This is a genomic window from Streptomyces sp. NPDC001222 (assembly GCF_042896945.1).
In the GTDB taxonomy this organism is placed as follows: Bacteria; Actinomycetota; Actinomycetes; order Streptomycetales; family Streptomycetaceae; genus Streptomyces; species Streptomyces gibsoniae.
This window is the reverse complement of the sequence record NZ_JBIAXT010000017.1, coordinates 115848-137306: the sequence shown is the minus strand read 5'-3', so window position 1 is coordinate 137306 and position 21459 is coordinate 115848. Positions and strand designations below refer to the sequence as shown.

The 21459-nt window shown below is 72.5% G+C and carries 20 protein-coding genes and 1 pseudogene; 9 read left to right on the top strand and 12 right to left on the bottom strand.

The features are described from left to right. Nucleotides 1–55: 55 nt before the first annotated feature. From ACFY2Z_RS23155 to ACFY2Z_RS23135, 5 genes are all read right to left on the bottom strand, one after another. Entirely contained in the window at nt 56–913 is an 858-nt protein-coding gene (locus tag ACFY2Z_RS23155; protein WP_390745985.1) for an SGNH/GDSL hydrolase family protein, read from the bottom strand. Beyond that, nucleotides 910–2163 (bottom strand): glycosyltransferase, encoded by a 1254-nt coding sequence (locus ACFY2Z_RS23150; RefSeq protein WP_390745984.1) that lies wholly within the window; start codon nt 2161–2163, stop codon nt 910–912. The genes ACFY2Z_RS23155 and ACFY2Z_RS23150 overlap by 4 nt, the downstream gene beginning before the upstream one ends. Further along, a complete protein-coding gene (locus ACFY2Z_RS23145; protein WP_390745983.1) occupies nt 2160–3323 on the bottom strand; it encodes a glycosyltransferase family 4 protein in 1164 nt (387 codons plus the stop codon). Before ACFY2Z_RS23145 ends, ACFY2Z_RS23150 begins: the two co-directional genes overlap by 4 nt. Before the next feature lie 160 nt (nt 3324–3483). Then, a complete protein-coding gene (locus ACFY2Z_RS23140; RefSeq protein WP_390745982.1) occupies nt 3484–4902 on the bottom strand; it encodes a HEAT repeat domain-containing protein in 1419 nt (472 codons plus the stop codon). Between the two features lie 301 nt (nt 4903–5203). After that, nucleotides 5204–5596, bottom strand: coding sequence for an ankyrin repeat domain-containing protein (locus ACFY2Z_RS23135; RefSeq protein WP_390745981.1), 393 nt, complete (start codon nt 5594–5596; stop codon nt 5204–5206). A 335-nt stretch (nt 5597–5931) separates the two neighbouring features. On the opposite strand from ACFY2Z_RS23135, the gene ACFY2Z_RS23130 reads away from it, so the two are divergent. Together ACFY2Z_RS23130 and ACFY2Z_RS23125 are read left to right on the top strand one after the other, a co-directional pair. Beyond that, nucleotides 5932–6126 (top strand): hypothetical protein, encoded by a 195-nt coding sequence (locus ACFY2Z_RS23130; protein ID WP_355913849.1) that lies wholly within the window; start codon nt 5932–5934, stop codon nt 6124–6126. A 39-nt stretch (nt 6127–6165) separates the two neighbouring features. Further along, entirely contained in the window at nt 6166–7719 is a 1554-nt protein-coding gene (locus ACFY2Z_RS23125) for a hypothetical protein (protein WP_390745980.1), read from the top strand. A 230-nt stretch (nt 7720–7949) separates the two neighbouring features. On the opposite strand, the gene ACFY2Z_RS23120 is transcribed toward ACFY2Z_RS23125, so the two are convergent. After that, nucleotides 7950–9449 carry a PLP-dependent aminotransferase family protein gene (locus tag ACFY2Z_RS23120; RefSeq protein ID WP_390745979.1) on the bottom strand — a complete coding sequence of 500 codons (1500 nt, stop codon included), beginning with the start codon at nt 9447–9449 and terminating at the stop codon, nt 7950–7952. A 64-nt stretch (nt 9450–9513) separates the two neighbouring features. Between ACFY2Z_RS23120 and ACFY2Z_RS23115 the strand changes: the two genes are divergently transcribed. The 4 genes from ACFY2Z_RS23115 (at nt 9514) to ACFY2Z_RS23100 (ending at nt 13085) form a co-directional block, all read left to right on the top strand. Continuing rightward, nucleotides 9514–10242 (top strand): YitT family protein, encoded by a 729-nt coding sequence (locus ACFY2Z_RS23115; protein ID WP_390745978.1) that lies wholly within the window; start codon nt 9514–9516, stop codon nt 10240–10242. Further along, nucleotides 10239–11006, top strand: coding sequence for a glycerophosphodiester phosphodiesterase (locus ACFY2Z_RS23110; protein WP_390745977.1), 768 nt, complete (start codon nt 10239–10241; stop codon nt 11004–11006). The genes ACFY2Z_RS23115 and ACFY2Z_RS23110 overlap by 4 nt, the downstream gene beginning before the upstream one ends. 66 nt (nt 11007–11072) lie before the next feature. Beyond that, nucleotides 11073–12443 carry an MFS transporter gene (locus ACFY2Z_RS23105; RefSeq protein WP_390746016.1) on the top strand — a complete coding sequence of 457 codons (1371 nt, stop codon included), beginning with the start codon at nt 11073–11075 and terminating at the stop codon, nt 12441–12443. 267 nt (nt 12444–12710) lie between these two features. Next, on the top strand, nt 12711–13085 hold the full coding sequence (locus tag ACFY2Z_RS23100; RefSeq protein ID WP_009187548.1) for an RNA polymerase-binding protein RbpA: 375 nt from the start codon (nt 12711–12713) through the stop codon (nt 13083–13085). A gap of 217 nt (nt 13086–13302) precedes the next feature. Here ACFY2Z_RS23100 and fxsA read toward each other — a convergent pair whose 3' ends face one another. From fxsA to ACFY2Z_RS23080, 4 genes are all read right to left on the bottom strand, one after another. Further along, nucleotides 13303–13872 (bottom strand): FxsA family membrane protein, encoded by a 570-nt coding sequence (fxsA, locus tag ACFY2Z_RS23095; RefSeq protein ID WP_390745976.1) that lies wholly within the window; start codon nt 13870–13872, stop codon nt 13303–13305. A gap of 215 nt (nt 13873–14087) precedes the next feature. After that, the gene (locus tag ACFY2Z_RS23090) at nt 14088–14882 is read right to left on the bottom strand and encodes a polyprenol monophosphomannose synthase (protein ID WP_390745975.1); all 795 of its coding nucleotides are present in this window, start codon (nt 14880–14882) and stop codon (nt 14088–14090) included. A 604-nt stretch (nt 14883–15486) separates the two neighbouring features. Beyond that, a complete protein-coding gene (locus ACFY2Z_RS23085) occupies nt 15487–17103 on the bottom strand; it encodes an amidohydrolase (protein WP_390745974.1) in 1617 nt (538 codons plus the stop codon). A gap of 56 nt (nt 17104–17159) precedes the next feature. Continuing rightward, nucleotides 17160–17600 (bottom strand): Lrp/AsnC family transcriptional regulator, encoded by a 441-nt coding sequence (locus ACFY2Z_RS23080; RefSeq protein WP_311699088.1) that lies wholly within the window; start codon nt 17598–17600, stop codon nt 17160–17162. A gap of 324 nt (nt 17601–17924) precedes the next feature. Between ACFY2Z_RS23080 and ACFY2Z_RS23075 the strand changes: the two genes are divergently transcribed. Both ACFY2Z_RS23075 and ACFY2Z_RS23070 read left to right on the top strand, forming a co-directional pair. Beyond that, nucleotides 17925–18338 carry a hypothetical protein gene (locus ACFY2Z_RS23075; protein ID WP_390745973.1) on the top strand — a complete coding sequence of 138 codons (414 nt, stop codon included), beginning with the start codon at nt 17925–17927 and terminating at the stop codon, nt 18336–18338. A 283-nt stretch (nt 18339–18621) separates the two neighbouring features. Then, a complete protein-coding gene (locus ACFY2Z_RS23070) occupies nt 18622–18888 on the top strand; it encodes a hypothetical protein (protein ID WP_390745972.1) in 267 nt (88 codons plus the stop codon). Here the strand turns inward: ACFY2Z_RS23070 and ACFY2Z_RS23065 are convergent. Beyond that, the gene (locus tag ACFY2Z_RS23065) at nt 18851–20023 is read right to left on the bottom strand and encodes an acyl-CoA dehydrogenase family protein (RefSeq protein ID WP_390745971.1); all 1173 of its coding nucleotides are present in this window, start codon (nt 20021–20023) and stop codon (nt 18851–18853) included. The genes ACFY2Z_RS23070 and ACFY2Z_RS23065 overlap by 38 nt on opposite strands. A gap of 434 nt (nt 20024–20457) precedes the next feature. On the opposite strand from ACFY2Z_RS23065, the pseudogene ACFY2Z_RS23060 reads away from it, so the two are divergent. Next, nucleotides 20458–20621, top strand: a pseudogene (locus ACFY2Z_RS23060) (glycosyl hydrolase family 18 protein); the annotation flags it as partial. 69 nt (nt 20622–20690) lie between these two features. On the opposite strand, the gene ACFY2Z_RS23055 reads toward ACFY2Z_RS23060, so the two are convergent. Then, nucleotides 20691–21350, bottom strand: coding sequence for a TetR/AcrR family transcriptional regulator (locus tag ACFY2Z_RS23055; RefSeq protein ID WP_390745970.1), 660 nt, complete (start codon nt 21348–21350; stop codon nt 20691–20693). Between the last annotated feature and the right edge of the window lie 109 nt (nt 21351–21459).

Sequence of the window (21459 nt, the reverse complement as noted above, 5' to 3'; positions counted from 1 at the left end):
GGCCCGTCCTTCGAGGGAACGACGGGACCTTCGCAACACGCCCTGGGCGGCCCGCTCAGGCGGCGTCCGGCTGCTGGTCGGCCACCGACAGCGCGGCCAGCGCTGACGCCACCGCGTGCGAGGCGCTCAGGTCGAGCCGGGCGCTGGTGCCCCTGGCCTTGTGGCGCACCTCGGCCGCCGCCAGGGTGAGCAGTTGGGGCAGCAGGTCCGTGCACCGCCGGGCCACCCAGCCCGTCCCGGCGGTGGCGAGCCACCAGAGGTTCGCCGAGCGGGTGGGCGCGGGGAACTCGGGTTCGGCCGAGGGCGCGGGACCGGTCGGGACGCCCGTCTCGGCGAGCAGGGCGTGGAACCGCCGGGCGAGCTGCCGGTGTCCGCGCTCCCCCGGGTGCAGCCGGTCCGCGCTCCACATCGCGCGGTCGCTGATCCACTCCCCGTCCGCGGCGTGCAGGTGGACCGCCCCGTAGCGCTCGGACAGCGCGTGCACGACCGTGTTCACGGCCCGCTGCCGCCTGGCGAGCGGACGTGCCAGCGCTCCCGGCAGCCGCAGCATCGACCCGGGGTCGGGCAGACAGGCCGTGAGCAGTACGGCGTTCTGGGCCCGGAACGCCGCGTACACCTGGTCGAGCCGGGCGGCGACGGCGTGGATGTCGAAGGTGTAGCGCAGGGTGTCGTTGACGCCGATGACGACGGAGACGACGTCCGGGCGCAGGGCGAGCGCCTGCGGGGTCTGCCGCTCCAGGACGTCCCGCGTCTGGGCGCCGCTGACGGCCAGGTTGGTGAACTCCGCCGCCGCGTCCACGGAGCCGAGCCCACCGGCGAGCAGGGGGGCCCATCCGCGCCAGGTCTCCCCCACGCGGTCGCCCACCCCCTCCGTCAGCGAGTCACCGAGTGCCACGAACCGCAGCGGTCTCATGCGACGCCCTCCCGAGCGGCGTCCCGGGCCAGGGGCGCGGCAGACGGGGGCGTGACACAAGCCCGCGCGTCGTACGACGAGGTGCCGTGCGCCCGAGCGTCCTCCGGCTGGGCGTCGTGCGCGGCGAGGAACGCGTCCACCGCGGTCTTCCATCCGAAGCACTCGGCACGCGCGCGTGCCGCGTCCCGGCGATCGGACTCCGACCGTGCCATCAGCCGGTCGATCGCGTCCGCGAAGGCGTCGCCGCTGTTCACGGCCGTGGCCCCGGCGGAACCGATCACCTCGGGCAGCGCGGAGAGGGCGCTGGCCACCACGGGCGTGCCGCAGGCCATCGCCTCCAGGGCGGCGAGCCCGAAGGTCTCGGCCGGTCCCGGGGCCAGGCAGACGTCCGCCGTGGCCTGCAGCGATCCGAGCAGCTCCCGGTCGCGGACGTGCCCCAGGAAGGTCACGGGCAGCCCGCGTTCCCGGGCCCGCTGTTCCAGCCGGGCGCGCAGCGGTCCGTCCCCGGCGACCACCAGCACCACGCGCCGCCCGCGCCGCAGCAGTGCCTCGAGCGCGTCCAGGGCCGTACCGGGCCGCTTCTCCACGGACAGGCGGGAGCACATGACGAGCAGGGTCTCGTCCCCGCGCGCGTGCTGGTCGCGCAGCCCCGGGTCCCGCAGCGCGGGGTGGCGCTGCTCCAGGTCGACGCCCAGCGGGGCCCGTACGACATTGCGGGCGCCGATCCGCACGAACTCCCGCTCGGCGAACTCGGTGGTGCACACCACGCGCGCGTACGTGTGGGCCGTACGGGTGTTGAGGGCGTCGGCGGCGCGCCGGGAGAGGTCCTCGGACAGACCCCAGGTGCGCAGGACGCCGTCGGTGGTCTCGTGGGAGACCATCACGGCGGGGATCCGCGCCCGCCGCGCCCATTTGCCGGTCCAGCGCAGCGTGGTGCGGTCGGAGACCTCCAGGCGGTCGGGGACCAGGTCCTCCAGGAGGGCGGCGACGCGCCGCTTGTCCGTCAGGACCCGGTAGCCGCCGGTGCCGGGCAGCAGCGGCCCGGGCAGGGTGATGACCCGGCCCTGCTCGGTCATGCGGTCGGTGTGGTGCTCGCCCGGCACGATGAGCACGGGCTCGTGCCCGGCCTCCTTGAAGCCCTTGCCCAGTTCCCTCAGGGCGGTGCGCAGTCCGCCGGAGGAGGGCGCCACGAAGTTGGCGAGCCGGACGATCCGCAGACCGTCCCCGAAACGCTCGGTGGCGAAGCTCATGCCGCCACCACCGTCTTGCGGGCGGCGAGCACATCTTCGTAGTGCCCGATGAGCTGGTCGACGACGGCCGCCCAGGTGCGGCCCTCGACGGTGGCGCGGCCGGCGGCTCCGTACCCGGTCCGCAGCGCCGGATCGGCCGCCAGGGCCGCAACGGCGTCCCGCACGGCGGTCGCGTCACCGGGCGGGACGAGCAGCCCGGTGCGGCCGTGGGCCACCAGGTCGAGCGGTCCTCCCGCGGCGGGTGCGACGACCGGTACTCCGCTCGCCATGGCCTCCTGCACGGTCTGGCAGAAGGTCTCGAACGGGCCGGTGTGGGCGAACACGTCCAGGGAGGCGAAGATCCGGGCGAGTTCGTCACCCGTGCGGCGGCCCAGGAACACCGCGCCGGGCAGGACGCCCCGCAGGGTGGTCTCGCTGGGTCCGTCGCCCACCACGACGACGCGGACCCCGGGAAGGCCGCAGACCCCGGAGAGGAGCTCGACGTGCTTCTCGGGGGCGAGCCGGCCGACGTAGCCGACGATCAACTCACCGTTGGGGGCGAGTTCCCGCCGGATCGTCTCGTCGCGCAGGTCTGGCCGGAAACGGACGGTGTCGACGCCGCGTGGCCACAGCTGCACCCGGGGCACGCCGTGTGCCTCCAGGTCGTTGCGGGCCGCGCTGGAGGGCGCGAGGGTGCGGTCGGCGGCGGCGTGCACGGAGCGGATGCGCCGCCAGGCCGCGGCCTCGCCGGCGCCCATGTAGGTGCGGGCGTATCCAGCCAGGTCGGTCTGGTAGATGGCCACGGCGGGGATGCCGAGCCGGGCGGCGGCGGCCATACCGCGGACGCCGAGGATGAAGGGGCTGGCCAGGTGCACGATGTCGGCGCGGTGAGCGGTGATCGCCGCGGCGACGCGCCGGCTGGGGAGTGCCACGCGCACCTGGGGATAGCCGGGGAGCGGAAGGGAGGGGACACGGACCACGGGGCACGGCGCGAGAGCGTCGGCCGCGGTCTTGGCCGCGCCACCTCCCGGCTCGGACGAGGCCGAGGACCTGGAGGTGGCGGGAGCGACGACGAGGGGAGCGTGACCGCGATCGACGAGGTGCCGGGCGGTCTGGAGCGCGCAATGGGCCACGCCGTTCACATCGGGGGGAAAGGATTCGGTCACGATGACGACACGCATACCCGTGTTCTCGCCGCGCCGGACGTGGCCGCGTCAACGTGGATCTTTCCGGCCGGGGAACGTCCCATGAGCGTTGGGCTGCGCAGCCGAGCAGGTCAGCCCCTGTCCATACGTTCCTGACCCCCGGGTCACCGAACGTTCATACGGTGAGCATGAGTGTTCACACGGTCGGCATGTCGGGTCCGATCCGGCTGCGTACGGCTGTCTGGACCTCGGCCTCCTCGGCCGGGTCCGAGGCGAGTCGGCGCAGTTGCTCGACCACGCGGATGTCGCCGGTCTCGGCGTGCCGTGCGGCGATCTCGCGGGTGGACTCCTCGCAGTCCCACAGGCACTCGACGGCGAATCCGGTGGGGAAGGAGGGGTCGGTGGCGGCCAGCGCGCGGGCGGCCCGGCCGCGCAGGTGGGAGGAGGCGGTCTCCCGGTAGATGTGGCGCAGCACCGGCGCGGCGCAGGCGATGCCGAGCCGTCCGGTTCCGTCAACGAGGGTCCACAGGGTCGGTGCGTCGGGGCCCTCGCCCCGCACCGCCTCCCGCAGCGCCGCGAGGACCAGGTCGCGGTCCTGGCCGCCGCCCCGACAGGCGAGCACACGTCCGGCGGCGGCGCCCAGGGCGTCGGGCCGGCGGGCCCAGCCGCGCGCCCGGTCGACGGCGGACACACTGCGCATGCGTTCGAAGGCGTCCACGGCGGCGTCCACGACGAGCGCGGACCCGGTGGCCACGGCGTCCTCGACGAGGTCGAGGGCGTCGGGGTCGTTGCCGTCGGCGAGGTAGCGCAGGGCGGTGCAACGCGCCCCGTCGCTCCCGTGGCGAGCGGCCCGGACGATCTCAGCCCGGTCCTCGGGACCCGCGACGGCGGTGAGACAGCGGGCGGCGGGCACATGCAGGGCAGCGCCGCGCTCGATGCCCTGCTGGGCCCAGTCGAAGACGGCCTGGACGCTCCAGTCCGGCCGGGGCCCCTGGGGCCGCAGCTGCCGCTGCCACCGGTCGAAACAGCCGGCCTCCTGCGCGGCACGCACGCGCGCGGCGACGGACTCGCGGGCGTCGTCGGCCCACAGCCGCCAGGGCCGGGGTTCGAAGGCGTCCCGGACGGCGACGGCGAGTTCGGCCTCACCCTCGGCGTCGGCCGGGAAGCGGGCCAGCACGGGAGCGGCGAGGGCGCGCAGCCCCGCGTCGTCGTCCCGCAGCGCCAGTTCGTCCAGCGCCCAGGCCCAGTTGCTGCCCGAGGCCGCGTACCTGCGCAGCAGTGCGAGCGCGTCACGCCTGCCGTAGGAGGCGAGGTGCCCGAGGACCGCGAGGGCGAGCCCGGTGCGGGACTCGTCGGTGTCCAGGACGTCCTCGGCGCCGAAGAGGTGGTCCTCGATCTCGTCCAGCTCGCCGTTCAGATCGAGATAGAGCCGGGCGTAGTACAGGGAGCGGTTCTCCACCTGCCAGTCGTGGCGGGGATCGCGCAGTACACAGTGGTTCAGAGCCGCGAGCGCCTCGGCTCGCGGTGCGGTGAGCGCGTGCAGCGTGCCGTCGCCGCGGCCCCTCTGCAGGAGACCGAGCAGCGTTCCACTGGGCGCTATGACCGGTTCGAACATGGGAAACAGCCTCACATCAAGCGTCGACGCAACCGGGGAACACGCACTACCTGGCCGCGTGACAACACGTCGGGGCGCCCGCCGTCTCTTGCTTGCTGTAGACCATCTTCCTCTGCCTCTCGTCGGTGGCCCGTGCGGACCGCATCACGGGCCGCGCGGTGCGGCAACACCTGCCCAGCCATCGCGTCCGTGAATCACGACGTCATGATGACCCGGCCTCTCACACTGCCGCGACCTTATTTCGGGCGGCCCCGTACCGCCTCCCCCGTTTTCGTTGTCTTCGCTGGTCAGAGCGTTCGGCTCAGTGTGCGCCGAACAGTTCGAGCAAATCGTTCTTGCCGAACATCCGGGCGGTTTCGACGGCCGAGGGCATCCCTGCGGCCGGGTCGGCGCCGCCGTCCAGGAGCGCCTGGACGACCTCCAGCTCGCCCTTGAAGACCGCCCCGGCAAGGGGGGTCTGGCCTCGGTCGTTGACCCGGTCCACCTCCGCGCCCCGCGCGAGCAGGGCCCGTACGGCGTCGGCGTGGCCGTGGTAGGCGGCGAGCATCACCAGGGAGTCACCGCGGTCATTGGTGAGGTTGGCCGGAACGCCCGCGTCGACGTACGCGACGAGCGCCTCGGTCTCGCCTCGGCGCGCCAGATCGAAGATCTTGGTCGCCAGCTCCACGACCTCGGGGTCGGGGGCTTCACTCATCAGCCGGACCGCCTCTCACTACGACTGCTGGGGACTGCGGGAGCGTACGACAGCGAGCGGTGCCGTCGCACAGGGGCGCGTACGACGGCGAGCGGTGCCGCCGTACGGGTGAATCGCCAGCGTACTGGCTTCCATGGCACATGACCGGCACCCCGCCAGGCAAAGATCACGACAGGGTCCGTCGCGGCGCGCGCACGGGCTCCCTCCCTGCAGGGTGGCTCCACCAACCGAGCGAAAGTTGGACGATTTCACCTGTTTGCACCTTTTATCGTATGGATACATCCTGTGAGCCTGGAAGTACTCATGGTGACAGTCCCCGAGATCCAGGAGATCCCATGGTCCTCAACGTCTCCGGTGTGCTGCTGCTCGGCACCTGCGTCTTCCTCTTCTCCAGGAAGGACGGCCTCAAGGGCTCGCACGCCGCAGTCTGCTCCCTCTTCGGCTTCTACCTCGCCAGCACCGGCATCGCTCCGGGCATCAAGGCCGGCGGCCAGAGCCTCGCGAGCCTGCTCGGAGGGATCAATTTCTGACCCCGCTCCCGCCCCCGCACGCACCCCCAGGAGAACGACGTGGCCCGGCGCCCCCTCCCCCGCATCCTGCGCAACGGCAGCGCCCAGATGGCCCGCAGCCGCCAGCTGGCCCGGACGGCGGCCGGCGGCGCGGGCGACGTCCTCCAGCCGCTGTTCCTCCTGACCCGCGGTCTGCACCGGCTGGCCGGAGCCGGGCGGCGCAGGTGGTCGGCCACCCCGAAGGACCGGCGTGGACCGCTCCTCTTCCTGGTCACCTCGGTCATCCTGGTCGTCGCCCTGGTGCCGTACGGGCCCCTGCTCGCCGGACTCACGCTCATGGCGGCCGCGGCCTGGAAGGGGCGCGACCGCAGAAAGCCCAAGCCCTCGGGGCCCGACGACGCGCAGACCAAGCGCCTGCGAACGCTGTACGAGGCGCTGGTCCCGTACTTCTCGACCGCCCAGGACCCCGATCCGCTCTACGCGCACGGCGGGGACTGGACCCGGGCGCTGTCCTCGTACGACTTCGACGACACCGGCCGGATCTCACGGCTCCGGGTCCGCTACCCCGCCTACTTCACCGACGGCGAGGCCGCCTCACGGGCCCGGATCGAGCAGCTTCTGCACGCCAAGTCCGGCCGGGGCCGCGAGTACCACTTCACCTGGGACGAGGAGGCGAACGAGCTGACGGTGACCGTGCTGCCGCCCCTTCCCACCGACATCGCGGCCCAGCGCTTCGTGACCGCACCGGGCGAGACGGTCCTTGGCTTCACCGACCCCACCGGCGTCCAGCGCACCCTTCCACTCACCCACGGTGACGAGCAGCGCGATGTGCCCCCGGTGGTGTGGCGCACGGGCTCCCGCTCCACCGAACCGCATCTGCTGATCGCGGGCGCGCCCGGCAGCGGCACGACGACGCTGGTGCGCTCCATCGCCCTCCAGGCGCTGCAGCACGGCGACGTCCTGATCGTCGAGGGCGGTGACACCGGCGAGTACGCGTGCCTGACGGGCCGGAAAGGGGTGCTGTCCGTGGAGTCGGGCCTCGTCGGCGCGGTGTCCAGCCTGGAATGGGCGACCCATGAGACGGAGCGGCGGCTGATCTCCGCGAACCGCGCGCGGCAGGCCGGACACCCCTCGCCGGACGACATCAGGCGTCCGCTGTGGATCCTGCTGGACCGGCCGGGTGCGCTCGGTCACCTCGCCGCCGCCGACGGCCGCGAGGATCCCCAGGTTCTGCTCCAGGTGCCCCTGCGGCACGGGCGCGCGGCGAACGTCACGGTCGTGGTGGCCGAGCAGCTGGACGCTCTGGACGGACTGTCGGACGCGGTGCGGCAGTACACCCGCGCGCGCGTGGTGCTCGGCCCCGCGGCCGCGGACGAGCTGCAGGCGGTGCTCGGGGTGCCCCCGCACACCACGCCCGTGCGGGACGTCCCGCCGGGCCGGGGCTACGCCCGCCTGGGCTCGGGTCCGGTCCACCGGCTCCAGGTGCCGGCCACCCCGGACCCGTACGACGACGCGACCAGCGAGAGCCACCGGCTGGCGGTCCTCGGACTGCTCCCGCAGCACAACACGCCGGCCGCGGCGGTGGGGATCGAGGCGATGGCCACGGAGGGCTGACGGACCGACACCGGCCGCCCGCCCGCACAACGGCCCGTCAGCCGACCTCTCGCCCAACGATCCGGCCCGCCCGACCGAGCCCCTCCGCACTGCCGGGCCCCTCCGCACTGCCGAGCCCCTCCGCACTGCCGAGCCCCTCCGCACTGCCGAGCCCCTCCGCACTGCCGAGCCCCTCCGCACTGCCGAGCCCCTCCGCACTGCCGGGGCCAGGCGGCGAAGGTACGCCGCCGTCAGGCGACAAAGGTGCGCGGCGCCTCCGTCGGTCCCGAGACCCCCGTCTCCACCAGACGCGCGGCGGCGGCCAGACGCACCGCCGCCTCCTCGGCCACCGCGCCGCCCACCGTGAACGGCAGCCGGACATACCCCTCGAAGGCGCCGTCCACGCCGAAGCGGGGCCCGGAGGGCACCCGGACGCCGACCCGCTCCCCCGCCTCCGCGAGCCGGGAGCCCGACAGGCCGCCGGTGCGCACCCACAGCGTCAGACCGCCCTGCGGCACCGAGAACTCCCACGCGGGCAGTTCCCTGCGTACCGCGGCGACCAGGGCGTCACGGTTCTCCCGGGCCTGCTCGCGCCGCAGACCCACCGCCTGCTCCCAGCCGCCCGTGCTCAGCAGCCAGTTCACGGCCAGCTGCTCCAGCACCGGTGTGCCGAGGTCCGCGTAGGCGCGGGCCGCGACGAGGCTGCGGATCACATCGGGGGCGGCCCGCACCCAGCCGATGCGCATGCCCGCCCAGAACGCCTTGCTCGCCGAGCCCACGGTGATGACGGTGGAGCCCGCCGGGTCGAAGCCGCTGACGGGGCGCGGCATCTTCAGGCCGTCCTCCAGGTACAGCTCGCTCATGGTCTCGTCGACGACCAGGACCGTCCCCGCGGACCGGGCCGCCTCCACCAGGCGGCGGCGCTGGTCCTCGTCGGCCAGCGCGCCCGTCGGATTGTGGAAGTCGGCGACGACGTAGGCCAGGCGTGGCGCGGCCTCGCGCAGCACCTGGCGCCAGCGGTCCAGGTCCCAGCCGCCGAGTCCCTCGGCCATGGCCACCGGCACCAGCCGGGCACCCGCCTCTCGCATCAGCTGCAGGATGTTGGCGTACGATGGCGACTCGACGGCGATGCGTTCGCCGCGCCCGGCGAAGAGGTGGCAGATCGCGTCCATCGCGCCCATGGCTCCCGTGGTCACCATGATCTGCTCCGGCATGGTGGGGATGCCGCGTGCCGTGTAGCGCTCGGCGATCATGGCGCGCAGCGCGGGCAGCCCCGCCGGGTAGTCGCCGTGCGTGTGCGCGTAGGGCGGCAGCTCCTCCAGGGCGCCCTGTACGGCGCGGGTGAGCCAGGGCTCGGGCGCGGGCAGTGCGGCGCAGCCCAGGTCGATCACCGAGCCCAGCGCCTCCGGCGGGAGGGGTTCGAGGCCGCGGGCGGGCAGCGGGTTCCCGGCCGGCACGGCGGTCCAGCTGCCCGCGCCGCGGCGGGACTCCAGGAAGCCTTCGGTGCGCAGTGCCTCGTAGGCGGCGGCGACGGTGGTCCGGCTCACGGACAGGGCGAGCGCCAGTTCCCGCTCGGCGGGCAGCCGTGCCGCGACCGGCACGCGGCCCTCCAGGACGAGCAGCCGGATGCCGTCGGCGAGCGAGCGGTAGGCGGGCGGGCGGCGGCTGCCGGGGCCCCCGGGGCGGTCCTGCTGGGAGGTGAGCAGCCGGGCCAGCTGTGCCGCACCCACTGCCGAGGTCCACTGTGCCATGCTTTCCAGTCCACCTTCCCGGAATTGGCCATGGTTGGCTTCCCTTTCCAAGCCACAGAGTGTCATGCGCAAGGCCACTGCCACCACAGGGGGGTTCCTTTTGTCCGCCGAGCCGTCTCTCGATTCGTCCATTGACACGTCCATGAAGGGCCGGCGGCTCGGGCGTCGGCTGTTCCAGCTGTACGCGGGCCTGGCGCTCTACGGCGCGAGTTCCGCGCTCCTCGTACAGGCGGGCCTCGGCCTGGAGCCCTGGAACGTCCTCCACCAGGGCCTTGCGGAACTGACCGGGCTCAACATGGGCGTGGTCCTCACGATCGTCGGCGCGATCGTGCTGCTGCTGTGGGTCCCGCTGCGCCAGCACCCCGGCCTCGGCACCGTCTCCAACGTGCTCGTCATCGGTTTCGCCATGGACGCCACCCTCGCGGTGCTCCCCGAGGTCCACTCCCTGGCCGTGCGGGTGCCCCTTCTTCTCGCGGGCGTCGTGCTCAACGGCATGGCGACCGGCCTCTACATCACCGCGGACTTCGGGCCCGGGCCGCGCGACGGCCTGATGACCGGACTGCACCGGCGTACCGGCCGCTCCGTCCGGCTGATCCGCACGGCCGTCGAGGTCGCCGTCGTCGCGACCGGATTCGCCCTCGGCGGCACCGTGGGCGTGGGCACGGTCCTGTACGCGCTGTGCATCGGCCCGCTCGCCCAGTTCTTCCTGCGCGTGTTCGCCGTCCCCCGGGCATCGGGCCGCAGCGCGGTCGTTGCCACGGGGCAACCGGAACGGGCGATACTGCCTCGGTGACCACCCTCATACGCCACCCCTATCTCGACCATCCCGGCCCGATCGCCTTCGCCCACCGGGGCGGGGCGGCGGACGGCCTGGAGAACACCGCGGCCCAGTTCCGGCGCGCGGTCGCCGCGGGCTACCGGTACATCGAGACGGACGTGCACGCCACTTCCGACGGGAAGCTGGCGGCGTTCCACGACGCGACCCTGGACCGGGTGACCGACGGAGCGGGCCGGATCGCCGACCTGCCCTGGAGCGAGGTGAGCCAGGCTCGGGTGGCTGGCACCGAGCCGGTGCCGCTGTTCGAGGAACTGCTCGAGGAGTTCCCCGAGGTGCGCTGGAACGTGGACGTCAAGGCGGAGCCCGGTCTGCTCCCCCTGCTCGATCTGATCGGGCGCACGAACTCCTGGGACCGGATCTGCGTCGGCTCGTTCTCCGAGGCGCGCGTGACACGGGCCCAGCGGCTGGCGGGGCCGCGCCTGGCGACGTCCTACGGCACCCGCGGGGTGCTGGGTCTCCGGCTGCGCTCCTGGGGGCTGCCCGCGCCGGTGCGGCGCTCGGCGGTCGCGGCCCAGGTCCCCTGGTCCCAGTCGGGCGTGCCCGTGGTCGACCGCCGTTTCGTGCGCACCGCTCACGCGCTCGGGCTTCAGGTGCATGTGTGGACGATCAACGATCCCGAGGACATGCACCGGCTGCTGGACCTGGGAGTCGATGGCATCATGACCGATCACATCGACACTCTGCGCAAGGTCTTCCAGGACCGGGGCACCTGGGTCTGACGCCCGCGCACGATCAGGTACCGCGGGGAAGCGAGGGCACGGGTGGACATCGACACCGAGCGGACGATGGGGGTGCCCCCGGGACGGAGCGTGCCCCCGTCCCCGGGGGAGAACGACGAGGCCGCCCAGCGGCGGCGTGAACAGCACGGCTGGTACTTCTACGACTGGGCGTGCTCGGTCTATTCGACGAGCGTGCTGACCGTGTTCCTCGGGCCCTATCTCACCGCCGTGGCCAAGGCGGCGGCGGACGCGGACGGCTTTGTGCACCCGCTGGGCATCCCGGTGCGGGCGGGCTCGTTCTTCGCGTACGCGGTCTCCGCCTCCGTCGTCGTGGCGATCCTGGTGATGCCGCTAGCGGGTGCGGCGGCCGACCGCAGCGGCCGCAAGAAGCCCCTGCTCGCCCTGTGCGCGTACCTGGGCGCCGCGGCCACCGCGGGCCTGTTCTTCCTGGACGGCCACCGCTATCTGCTCGGCGGTCTGCTGCTGATCGTCGCGAACGCGTCGATGGCCGTCTCGATGGTCGTCTACAACTCCTATCTGCCGCAGATCGCCCCGCCCGAGGAGCGCGACGCGGTCTCCTCGCGCGGCTGGGCCTTCGGCTATGCGGCCGGCTCCCTGGTCCTGATCGCGAATCTGGTCCTGTTCACGGCGCACGACTCCTTCGGCCTGTCGGAGTCCATGGCGGTCCGTGTCTGCCTGGCCTCGGCGGGCCTGTGGTGGGGCGCTTTCACGCTCGTACCGCTTCGGCGGCTGCGCGATCGCCGTAGGGCGCCCTCCGCCTCCTCGGCACCCGCGGTGAACGGCTGGCGGCAATTGGCGGCCACCGTGCGGGACATGCGGAGCAAACCGCTGACCCTGGCCTTCCTGCTCGCCTACCTCATCTACAACGACGGCATCCAGACGGTGATCTCGCAGGCCTCGGTGTACGGCTCCCAGGAGCTGGGACTGAGCCAGTCCACACTGATCACCGCCGTGCTGCTGGTGCAGGTGCTGGCGGTGGGCGGGGCCCTCGGCATGGGACGGCTCGCGCGCACCCACGGCGCCAAACGGACCATCCTCGGCTCACTCGTCGCCTGGACGCTCACACTCGGCGCCGGCTACTTCCTGCCCGCGGGCGCGCCGGTGGGGTTCTTCCTCCTCGCGGCCTGCATCGGGCTGGTGCTCGGCGGCAGCCAGGCACTCTCCCGGTCGCTGTTCTCGCATCTCGTGCCGCCCGGCAAGGAGGCGGAGTACTTCTCGGCGTACGAGCTGAGCGACCGTGGGATGAGCTGGCTGGGGCCGCTGCTGTTCGGGATCACCTACCAGGTGACCGGAAGCTACCGGGACGCGATCATCTCGCTGGTGATCTTCTTCGCCCTCGGTTTCGTCCTGCTGGCACGCGTTCCGGTACGGCAGGCGGTGCGCGACGCGGGGAATCCGGTACCCGAAAGGATTTAGCACCTGATGGCAAAGGGCGGTAGTGTACGCGTTTGGCCTGCCAGGCGTACCGTTACTGCGCGTCAAAGGAGCCGAATCGCTGGGTGACATCTGTTAGCAGATGTGACAAACCGGGCGCCGGTGGGTACAACAAGGGGCGGCTACGACGGCGACGCATGACCCGGAACGGGACTCGGAACGGGAATCTTTACCGCCGACCGGACGTTGACCGGATGACGACGACAGCGACACCTGTCCTGTGGGCGACAAGCCCGGGAGGCACGATTCATGAGTGAGCGAGCTCTTCGCGGCACGCGCCTCGTGGTGACCAGCTACGAGACGGACCGCGGCATCGACCTGGCTCCGCGCCAGGCCGTGGAGTACGCATGCGAGAAGGGGCACCGGTTCGAGATGCCCTTCTCGGTCGAGGCGGAGATCCCGCCGGAGTGGGAGTGCAAGGTCTGCGGGGCCCCGGCACTCCTGGTGGACGGCGACGGCCCGGAAGAGAAGAAGGCCAAGCCCGCGCGTACGCACTGGGACATGCTGATGGAGCGGCGCACCCGCGAGGAGCTCGAAGAGGTCCTCGAGGAGCGTCTGGCTGTTCTCCGTTCCGGTGCGATGAACATCGCGGTCCACCCGAGGGACAGCCGCAAGTCCGCGTAGTCCCCACCGGGGACTGGGCGACCAACACAGCGCACGCCGGTTCAGCGGGCGCCGTACGTCGGTGTGACGTGCGGCGCCCGTTGCCGTGTTCGCGACAACAGTCGACCCGCCGGGTCGACGCCTCGGCGTTGCGGGGGACGCGGCCTGACCCTGAACATCTCAGCGGGCCCCGTCCGCTTCGGCGGATTCGGGGCCCGGTTCCGCGTGCTCGCGAGCATCAGGAGGTCAGCGGCGGACGCGGCTCGCGCGGGGTGTCCCCGGGCTCGTCCCTGATGACCTCACCCTGAACGACCTTTCCGTCCGGACGGTGAATTCGAGCCTGCCGGAAGGCGTCACCGAAGCTGCCGTACGGCGCCTCGCGCAGCTTTCGGTCGAGAGTGCGCTCGGCACGCCGGCTCACCGTCCGCTGGACCGGCGGGACCAGAAGCAGCAGGCCCACCGCGTCGGAGAGCAGACCCGGCAGCATCAGGAGCAGGCCGCCGAGCATCATCAGGCCGTTGCCGCCGCTCGGCGGCTCGGGCACCGAGGACCGGGCTCCCAGCGTCTCGCTGAGATTGCGGAAGGCGCGGCGCCCGGCCCGCTTGACGACCACGGAGCCGAGCACGAAACCGGCGACCAACAGCAGGAACACCGTCAGCCCTCCGGCCGCCCGCCCCACCAGCGTGAGCAGCCAGATCTCCAGGACCAGCCAGGCGGCGACACCCAGCGGCAGATACCTGCGCGTGCGGGAGCGCCGCGGTCGGGCCGGCCGGGCCTGGTACGAGGAAGTCGGTGCGCCAGTCGTCATGCTCCCAGTGTGCCTGGAGCAGGCTCAGAGCGGGATAAGCGGGATGACCGGGACAGGCGGGGAAGCGACACGAGGGCGCTCGGCCCTTCGGCCGCGGCCCCGACGCCGTGGAGGAGACCCGTACGGGCGACCGCCGGAGACGGCTCGCGGTTGACGCGTGGCCCGTACGGATCCGGGAGCGGCCCGCACGGATCCGGGAGCGGGGCTCCGGACGTTCAGGAGGCGGTGCCGCGGCCCTTGACCTTGGCCACCCGGTCCCCGAAGCCCCACGCCGTGACGCGCCACAGCGCCTCGACGAGGATGTCCTTGCTCATCTTGGAGTCGCCCAGTTCCCGCTCGACGAAGGTGATGGGCACCTCGACGACGTGGTAGCCGGCCTTGACCGCGCGGCGGGCCAGGTCGACCTGGAAGCAGTAGCCCTGCGAGGCGACCTCGTCGAGGCCCAGGCCCTCCAGGGTCTCGCGCCGGAAGGCGCGGTAGCCGCCCGTGATGTCGCGCAGCGGCAGATCGAGAGCGAGACGCGAGTAGAGGCTGCCGCCGCGGGAGATGAACTCCCGGCTCTTGGGCCAGTTCACGACCCGCCCGCCCGGCACCCAGCGGGAGCCGAGCACGAGGTCGGCGCCCTTGAGCGCGGTCAGCAGACGCGGCAGCTCCTCCGGCTGGTGGGAGCCGTCGGCGTCCATCTCGACCAGGACGCCGTAGCCGCGCTCCAGGCCCCAGCGGAAGCCCGCGAGGTACGCGGCGCCCAGTCCCTGCTTGCCCGTGCGGTGCAGGACGTGGACGTTGTCGTCCTCAGCCGCGAGTTCGTCCGCGAGCTTGCCCGTGCCGTCGGGGCTGTTGTCGTCGGCCACGAGGATGTGCGCCTCGGGCACGGCCGACCGCACGCGGCCGACGATCGTCTTGATGTTCTCGGCCTCGTTGTAGGTCGGGATGATCACCAAGGCGGTGCCGAGCGGGCCGAACTGCCTCCCCTGGGCTTCTGCCGCGAGGGTCCCGTCGCCGTCGTTCACTGCTGCCCCTTCGTGTCCGTACGCAGGCAACCACCATAATGGCCGTCGCCTGGACGGACGTGGCAGCACGTTCGTATGGGGGTGTCGATTCCACAAGAGTCGGGTAAGAGGGCGGGTTTGCGCATTCTGCGCACTTCGGGGGCCGTGCCCGTGCTCCGCCGGGCACTCGGCGGCCTCTCACCGGACCCGGCAGGGACGTTGCTGCGGATGGGGGCCCGGCGCCCTTCGGGCCGACCTGGGACCCGCTGGCTGCGGGTCGACCGAGAGCCGTTGTCTACTGGACGTCCGGGCCCCACCCGGGTCGCACCCTGCCGACCGGCCGGAACGTTCCCGTGCCGTGGCGCGGGCGCTGAGCCTGGCTCCCAGTGGTGGTGCGCCGGTGCGGCACACCATCCCTGACCCAGCGGCGCTCCGGCGACTGCGCGGAGGTTCCCCGGTCGGACGTCCGACGGTGGACGCGGCCGAACCTACCGGCCCCCTGCGCCTCACTGTCAACAGCCGTGCGACCTGCGGTTTCTTCATTCATGCCCTGGTCAGAGGGGAGGATGCGCAGGTCGCACGACGGGGTCCCGGGGAGCGGGGACGAGCACGCCGCCCCGGCAGATCACTCGCCCGGCCGTACGAACACCGTCCGGCCGCCCACCACCGTGCGCAGACAGACGGGGAGGTCGGTGCCGGGGGTCAGATCGGGCAGTCCCGGAGTGCCGGAACGAGGGTCGGTGGACCAGCGGGCCACCCGGTCGTCGGGCGCCTGGACGACGAGGGCGTCGGTGCGCCAGACGGCGTAGTCCGCGGGCGCTCCCGGCACCAGCACCCCGGCGTCGTCGCGTCCGATCGCCCGCCAGCCGCCACGCGTGTGCGCGGTGAACGCGGCGCGTACGGAGATCCGGTGCTCGGGGGTGCGATGGAAGGCCGCAGCCCGCACCGTGCCCCACGGGTCCAGGGGGGTGACGGGGCTGTCGGAGCCGAAGGCCAGGGGGACACCGCTGCGCAGCAGGGCCGCGAACGGGTTGAGGGTCCCGGCGCGCTCGGCCCCGAGCCGCTCCGCGTACATCCCGTCCGCGCCGCCCCACAGGGCGTCGAAGGCGGGCTGCACGGAGGCGGTGAGGCCGAGTTCGGCGAAGGCCGCGACGGTCTCGGGGGTGAGCATCTCGGCATGCTCGATGCGATGGCGGCCGGCGCGGACGCGGGCGAGGCCGACCTTCTCGGCGGCGGCGCGCACGCCCTCGACCACGGCGGTGACGGCGGCGTCGCCGATGGCGTGGAAGCCCGCCTGCAGCCCGCTCTCGGTGCAGGCGACGACATGTGCGGCGACGGCGGCTGCGTCCAGGTGGGCGCTGCCGGTGTGGCCCGCGTCGGCGTACGGCTCGTGCAGGCACGCCGTGTGCGAGCCGAGGGATCCGTCGACGAACAGATCGCCCGCGGCGCCGAGCGCGCCGAGCTCCCGCGCCTTGTCGACATCCTGCTCGCCCCAGTAGCCCACGACCCGGGGGCCGGACTCCTCGGCGGCCAGACGGAGCAGCCCGGTGAGGTCCTCCTCGGAGGAGATCTCCGGGCCGGCGCACTCGTGGACCGAGCCGATGCCGAGGGAGGCGGCGCGCGCGAGGGCGGCCCGCTGGGCCTCGGTGCGCTGGGCGGGGGTCACCGCCGCGAACGCCGCGGCGCGCACGGCGTGGTGGGCGTCCCCGATGAGCGGTTCCCCGTCGGTGAAGCCGTCCCGGTCGCGTACGCCCGGCGTCAGGTCCAGCAGCGCGGTGGTGACGACGGCGGAGTGGACGTCGATGCGGCTGAGGTAGAGCGGACGGCCGCCGGTGGCCTCGTCGAGTTCGTCCCGGCGCGGTGCCCGCCGCTCGGGCCAGCGGGCGGCGTCCCAGCCGTGACCGAGCAGAACGCGGTCCTGGGGACGGTCGGCGGCGAACTCTCGGACGCGCGCGAGGGCGGCGGCCAGGGAGGGGGCGCCGGACAGGTCGAGACCCGTGAGCGCGAGGCCCGTGGAGGTGGTGTGCACATGTGCGTCGGTGAAGGCCGGGGTGACGAGCGCGCCGTCCAGGTCCACGACCTCGTCCACGCCGTCCGCGAAGGCGTCGGCCGCCCCTTCGGAGCCGACCCAGGCGACCTGCCCGTGCTCGACGACCATGGCCGTCGCGAAGGGGTCGGCGGGGCTGTGGACTTCTCCTCGGCGCAGCAGGACGGTCTGCGGCGGGGCGGTGCGCTCGTTCATGGGGACAGTCTCGCGCCTCGCCGGGGCGGACCGGCACGCAGGTCCCGCAGGACGTGTCAGATCCGGGGAGGCCGTGACTCGTACGGGGTGGAGAGGACCACCGTCGTGCGCGTCGACACCCCCGCGAGCGTCCGCAGCCGCGCGAGCAGTTCCTCCAGCTCGTGGGGCGTGGCCACACGGACCTTGAGGATGTAGTTCTCGTCGCCCGCGACGCTGTGACACGCCTCGATCTCGGGGACTCCGGCCAGGCGGTCCGCGATGTCGTCGGGGGCGCTGGGGTCGAACGGCTTCACCGAGATGAAGGCGGTCATCGGCAGGCCGACGGCCTCCGGGTCGACGACGGCGGCGTACCCGCGGATGACGCCACGCTGCTCCAGCCGACGCACCCGCTGGTGCACGGCCGACGTGGACAGGCCCGTGGCCTTGCCCAGGTCGGTGTAGCTCATCCGCCCGTCCTTGACGAGCAGCTGCACGATCTGTCGGTCCAGCTCCTCCATGGCGCTAGAACCTACAGGGCTGCCGATCCCCACCGATACCTCAGGCGCAGGTCATACCCGGTTTGTGATGTTCAGGGAGGCGACTCGGGGCCCTCTGGGGCGGACACGGGAACGCTGCGCCGCAACCGGGTGCCGATCGCAGGTGCCCGGTGCGGCGGCCGACGGCGGGCGCACCGGGCACCTGCGAATGGCATGTGACGAACGCCACAGCACCCGAACAGGCTTCGTGATGTCCTCGTGATTACCGCCGAGACCGGACGGGAAGTGCTTGCTGTGGTCGAGGCCGCGGTGCCTTGTCGGCCCAGCCCGAGGGGGAGAATCCCAATGCAGAGTCTGAAGCGCCTTGGTCGCAGCGCGTCCAAGCGGCAGCAGCCCGTCGTCGAGCCCGAGCCGGAGGGCGTCGAACCCGCCGACGACGACGAGTTCGACGCGTACGACACCTTCGAGATGTACCGGGTGATCTGCCCGGACTGCGCGCAGCCCATCGCACTTCTGGCGGACGAGGAGGCCCTGCCGGAGCACGCGCTGTGCGCCTCGCCGTGGAACCCGTTCGGGCTCACGGTCTGTTCGGGCACGGGCCGCGCGGCGGCCGAGGCCCGGCCCGCGGACGAGTCCGCGGCGCCCCAGGAGCAGGACACCGCCCTGCTGCTGACGCTCCCTCAGGGACTCGACTGGCGGATGCAGCCGTTCTCGCACGTCGGCGGCCCGGGCTCGCGCCCGCTGCGGCTGACGGCCTGAGCCGCCCCCGTTCTTCCGCCGCCCCACGGCCCCGGACACCGTCCCGGCCGGTCTCGCCGCCGGGACACCGCGGTACCCCGCTGCCCGCCCCAGTGGGGTCCCCGGCCGCCCCACGGGACCTGACCTCGCGTCAGGCGCGTCGCCGGACCCTCGCCATCCGATACCGCGTCAGCGGACGCTGCGGCAAACGACGGCGCACCGTGCCCCCGTACGGGCCCTCCAGGAACTCACGCTCGAATACCGGGGCCGGTGACCTGCGCACACGCCTCGGCGTTCCCCATGCATGACCGCCACACAATCGGCGACCGGCCCTCGGCGACGGGTGTTCGTCCCGGCGTCGGCAGCACTGCTTCCGCCGCCACCCCAGCCCCAGGACCCGCCCATCTACCGTGCACTGATGCGGACCTGGGCCGACGGTGGCCGTACGCTGCCGGGGCGTCACGACCCGGAGTGGGTACGGCTCGCCGCGCCCCCGGCGGGCTCGGGGCGGCGCACGGCGGGCCAGGATCCGTTCAGCGCGACTCGGGACCCACGAGGTGACGGGCGATGACCATCCGCTGGATCTGATTGGTCCCCTCGACGATCTGCAGCGCCTTGGCCTCGCGCATATAGCGCTCGACCGGGAAGTCGGCGGTGTAGCCGTACCCGCCGAGCACCTGGACGGCGTCGGTGGTGACCTTCATCGCCGTGTCCGTGCAGTGCAGCTTCGCCATGGCCGCCTGCTTGCCGAACGGCCGCCCGGCGTCACGCAGCCGTGCCGCCGCCAGATACAGCGCCCGGCCCGCCTCGATCTGCGTCGCCATGTCGGCGAGCATGAAACGCAGCCCCTCGAAGTCCGAGATCGGCCGCCCGAACTGCAGACGCTCGGTCGCATATTCGACCGCCTGGTCCAGGGCCGCTTGGGCCAGCCCGATCGCGCAGGCGGCGATGCCCAGCCGCCCGGAGTCGAGCGCGGACAGGGCGATGGCGAAGCCCTGGCCCTCCTCGCCGAGGCGGCGCTCGTCGGGCACCCGCACTCCGTCCAGGTGGACCTGCGCGGTCGGCGAGCCCGTCATGCCCATCTTCTTCTCGGGTGTCACACCGCTGAGCCCCTCGGCGTCGCCGGGGACGAGGAAGGCGGTGATCCCGCGCGGCCCCTCCGCGCCGCTGCGCGCCATCACGGTGTAGAAGTCGGCGATCCCGCCGTGCGTGATCCAAGCCTTCGTGCCGTTGATCACCCAGTCGCCGCCCTCGCGACGGGCCTTGGTGCGCAGGGACGCCGCGTCCGAACCGGAGGACGCCTCGGAGAGGCAGTAGGCGCCCAGCAGTCCGCCGCCGAGCATCGCCGGCAGATGCTCGACCTGCTGTTCCTTGGTGCCGTAGTGCGCGAGGGCGTGACAGGCGAGGGTGTGGACGCTGACGCCGAGGCCGACGGTGAGGCGGACCGCCGCCAGTTCCTCCAGGACCTGGAGGTAGACCTCGTAGGGCTGGTCACCGCCGCCGTACTCGGCGGCGTAGGGCAGGCCGAGGAGCCCGGACTCGGAGAGCAGGCGGAAAACCTCGCGCGGGAAGTGCCCGGCGTGCTCCTCCTCGGCCGCCTTCGGCGCGATCTCACGCTGCGCGATGTCGCGGACGAGCGAGATCAGATCCCTGGCCTCGTCCGTGGGCAGTACACGGTCCACCGGCTGCGGGGCGTGGTCGGGCATGGCGACGCTCCTCTCCCTTTTCGGGATCATCGGCGGACGCGCGCCTTGGGTGGGGGCGGCTCCGCCGGGTCTCACTGGGCCTGGCCGATGCTCGTGGCTCCGGGTCTCGGAGGCGGCTGACCAGCGGTTGTGCCGGTTGGAGTATGCCCGATCGGAGGCATGGAGTCACCAGTTAACGACCGCTTACTCCAAGAAACGTTCCCCCATCGATATTGGTCCGAACCATTGACGCACTGGTCTAGTCCTCCACCTGTTGCGACCCCACCCATTCATCGCGTTCATGCCAATCGGCACGCGTTCCGTCAGCGCGCGTCCCCCTCTCCCCCACGAAGGAGAAGCGATGCGCACTTCTCACCGCTTCCGCGCCCTCCCTCCGCGGGCGCTCCCGTCGGCCGCGTGCAGCGCCGCCCTCGGGGCGGGACTGCTCTCCGCGCGGCACCGCGTACGCCAAATGCGGGAAAGCTGGTGGAGCTACGACACTCCGTCGACCGTCGCGACGAAGATGACGTACAAGAACCAGCAGGGCCTCGGCGGCACCTTCTTCTGGGAGCTGAGCGGTGACACCGCGAACGGAGAGCTGATCAAAGCCATCGACTGAGTTAGACGGCACAGGACTTGGGCGGGAGTCGCGGCGGCTCCCGCCCAGGCGCGCGGGCCGGAGCTGCCGTCAGGTGTCCCGGCGCGCGGGCGGCGGGGCGACATAGGCGGGCTCCATCTCCTCGATGGCGCGCAGGGTGCCGCCGAGGGTCTTCACGAGCAGCTCGCGCATGGTGTCGCGGGACAGTACCGGGTGGTCGATCCAGTCGAGGGTGGCACCCTCCACGCTGCACACCCAGCCGAGCAGCCCCATGCGCGCCAGCGGACCGATCTCCCGTCGGCCGTACGCGCCTTCGGCGATGGTGGTGACGATCGCCTCGCGCACCCCCTCCCGGATGGCGTGGACCTGGGCGTCGAAGCCGACTCCGCCGCTCACGATCGTGCGGTACGCAGCCTGGTTGTGCTCCGCGTAGCGCAGATAGGTGTCCATGGTGCGGTGCACCCGCTCCAGAGGCGGCAGCCCGAGGCTGTCGGCCGCCAGGGTCACGAGACTGGCCACCGAATCCTCGACAATGGCGAGGTAATAGCCGCGCTTCGATTTGAAGTAGTAGTAGATCAGCCCTTTGGCCACATGGGCGTGACGTGCGATGTCATCCATCGACAACGCGTCGTACGAGGTGTCGGAGAATAACTTCCGCCCGATGGCGATGAGTTCGGCGCGGCGTGCCAGAGAACGATCGGTGCCGCGCACCCGCGGACGTACGTCGTCTCGCTGTTGACTGTTATTCAATTTCGACCCGAGCCTCCAACTGCCGGCGGGACATCCGCAGTATTGCAGAACGACATCCCCAGCATGTTCGACTCTGATCGACTTGGTGGGAGGGTGTTCGGAATTCGCG

Excerpts from the sequence above, each read along its gene's own strand:
- ACFY2Z_RS23155 (WP_390745985.1), bottom strand. The coding sequence starts at position 913 with ATGAGACCGCTGCGGTTCGTGGCACTCGGTGACTCGCTGACGGAGGGG.
- ACFY2Z_RS23150 (WP_390745984.1), bottom strand. The coding sequence starts at position 2,163 with ATGAGCTTCGCCACCGAGCGTTTCGGGGACGGTCTGCGGATCGTCCGG.
- ACFY2Z_RS23145 (WP_390745983.1), bottom strand. The coding sequence starts at position 3,323 with ATGCGTGTCGTCATCGTGACCGAATCCTTTCCCCCCGATGTGAACGGC.
- ACFY2Z_RS23140 (WP_390745982.1), bottom strand. The coding sequence starts at position 4,902 with ATGTTCGAACCGGTCATAGCGCCCAGTGGAACGCTGCTCGGTCTCCTG.
- ACFY2Z_RS23135 (WP_390745981.1), bottom strand. The coding sequence starts at position 5,596 with ATGAGTGAAGCCCCCGACCCCGAGGTCGTGGAGCTGGCGACCAAGATC.
- ACFY2Z_RS23130 (WP_355913849.1), top strand. The coding sequence starts at position 5,932 with ATGGTCCTCAACGTCTCCGGTGTGCTGCTGCTCGGCACCTGCGTCTTC.
- ACFY2Z_RS23120 (WP_390745979.1), bottom strand. The coding sequence starts at position 9,449 with ATGGCACAGTGGACCTCGGCAGTGGGTGCGGCACAGCTGGCCCGGCTG.
- ACFY2Z_RS23115 (WP_390745978.1), top strand. The coding sequence starts at position 9,514 with ATGCGCAAGGCCACTGCCACCACAGGGGGGTTCCTTTTGTCCGCCGAG.
- ACFY2Z_RS23105 (WP_390746016.1), top strand. The coding sequence starts at position 11,073 with ATGGGGGTGCCCCCGGGACGGAGCGTGCCCCCGTCCCCGGGGGAGAAC.
- ACFY2Z_RS23100 (WP_009187548.1), top strand. The coding sequence starts at position 12,711 with ATGAGTGAGCGAGCTCTTCGCGGCACGCGCCTCGTGGTGACCAGCTAC.
- fxsA (WP_390745976.1), bottom strand. The coding sequence starts at position 13,872 with ATGACGACTGGCGCACCGACTTCCTCGTACCAGGCCCGGCCGGCCCGA.
- ACFY2Z_RS23085 (WP_390745974.1), bottom strand. The coding sequence starts at position 17,103 with ATGAACGAGCGCACCGCCCCGCCGCAGACCGTCCTGCTGCGCCGAGGA.
- ACFY2Z_RS23080 (WP_311699088.1), bottom strand. The coding sequence starts at position 17,600 with ATGGAGGAGCTGGACCGACAGATCGTGCAGCTGCTCGTCAAGGACGGG.
- ACFY2Z_RS23075 (WP_390745973.1), top strand. The coding sequence starts at position 17,925 with ATGCAGAGTCTGAAGCGCCTTGGTCGCAGCGCGTCCAAGCGGCAGCAG.
- ACFY2Z_RS23070 (WP_390745972.1), top strand. The coding sequence starts at position 18,622 with ATGACCGCCACACAATCGGCGACCGGCCCTCGGCGACGGGTGTTCGTC.
- ACFY2Z_RS23065 (WP_390745971.1), bottom strand. The coding sequence starts at position 20,023 with ATGCCCGACCACGCCCCGCAGCCGGTGGACCGTGTACTGCCCACGGAC.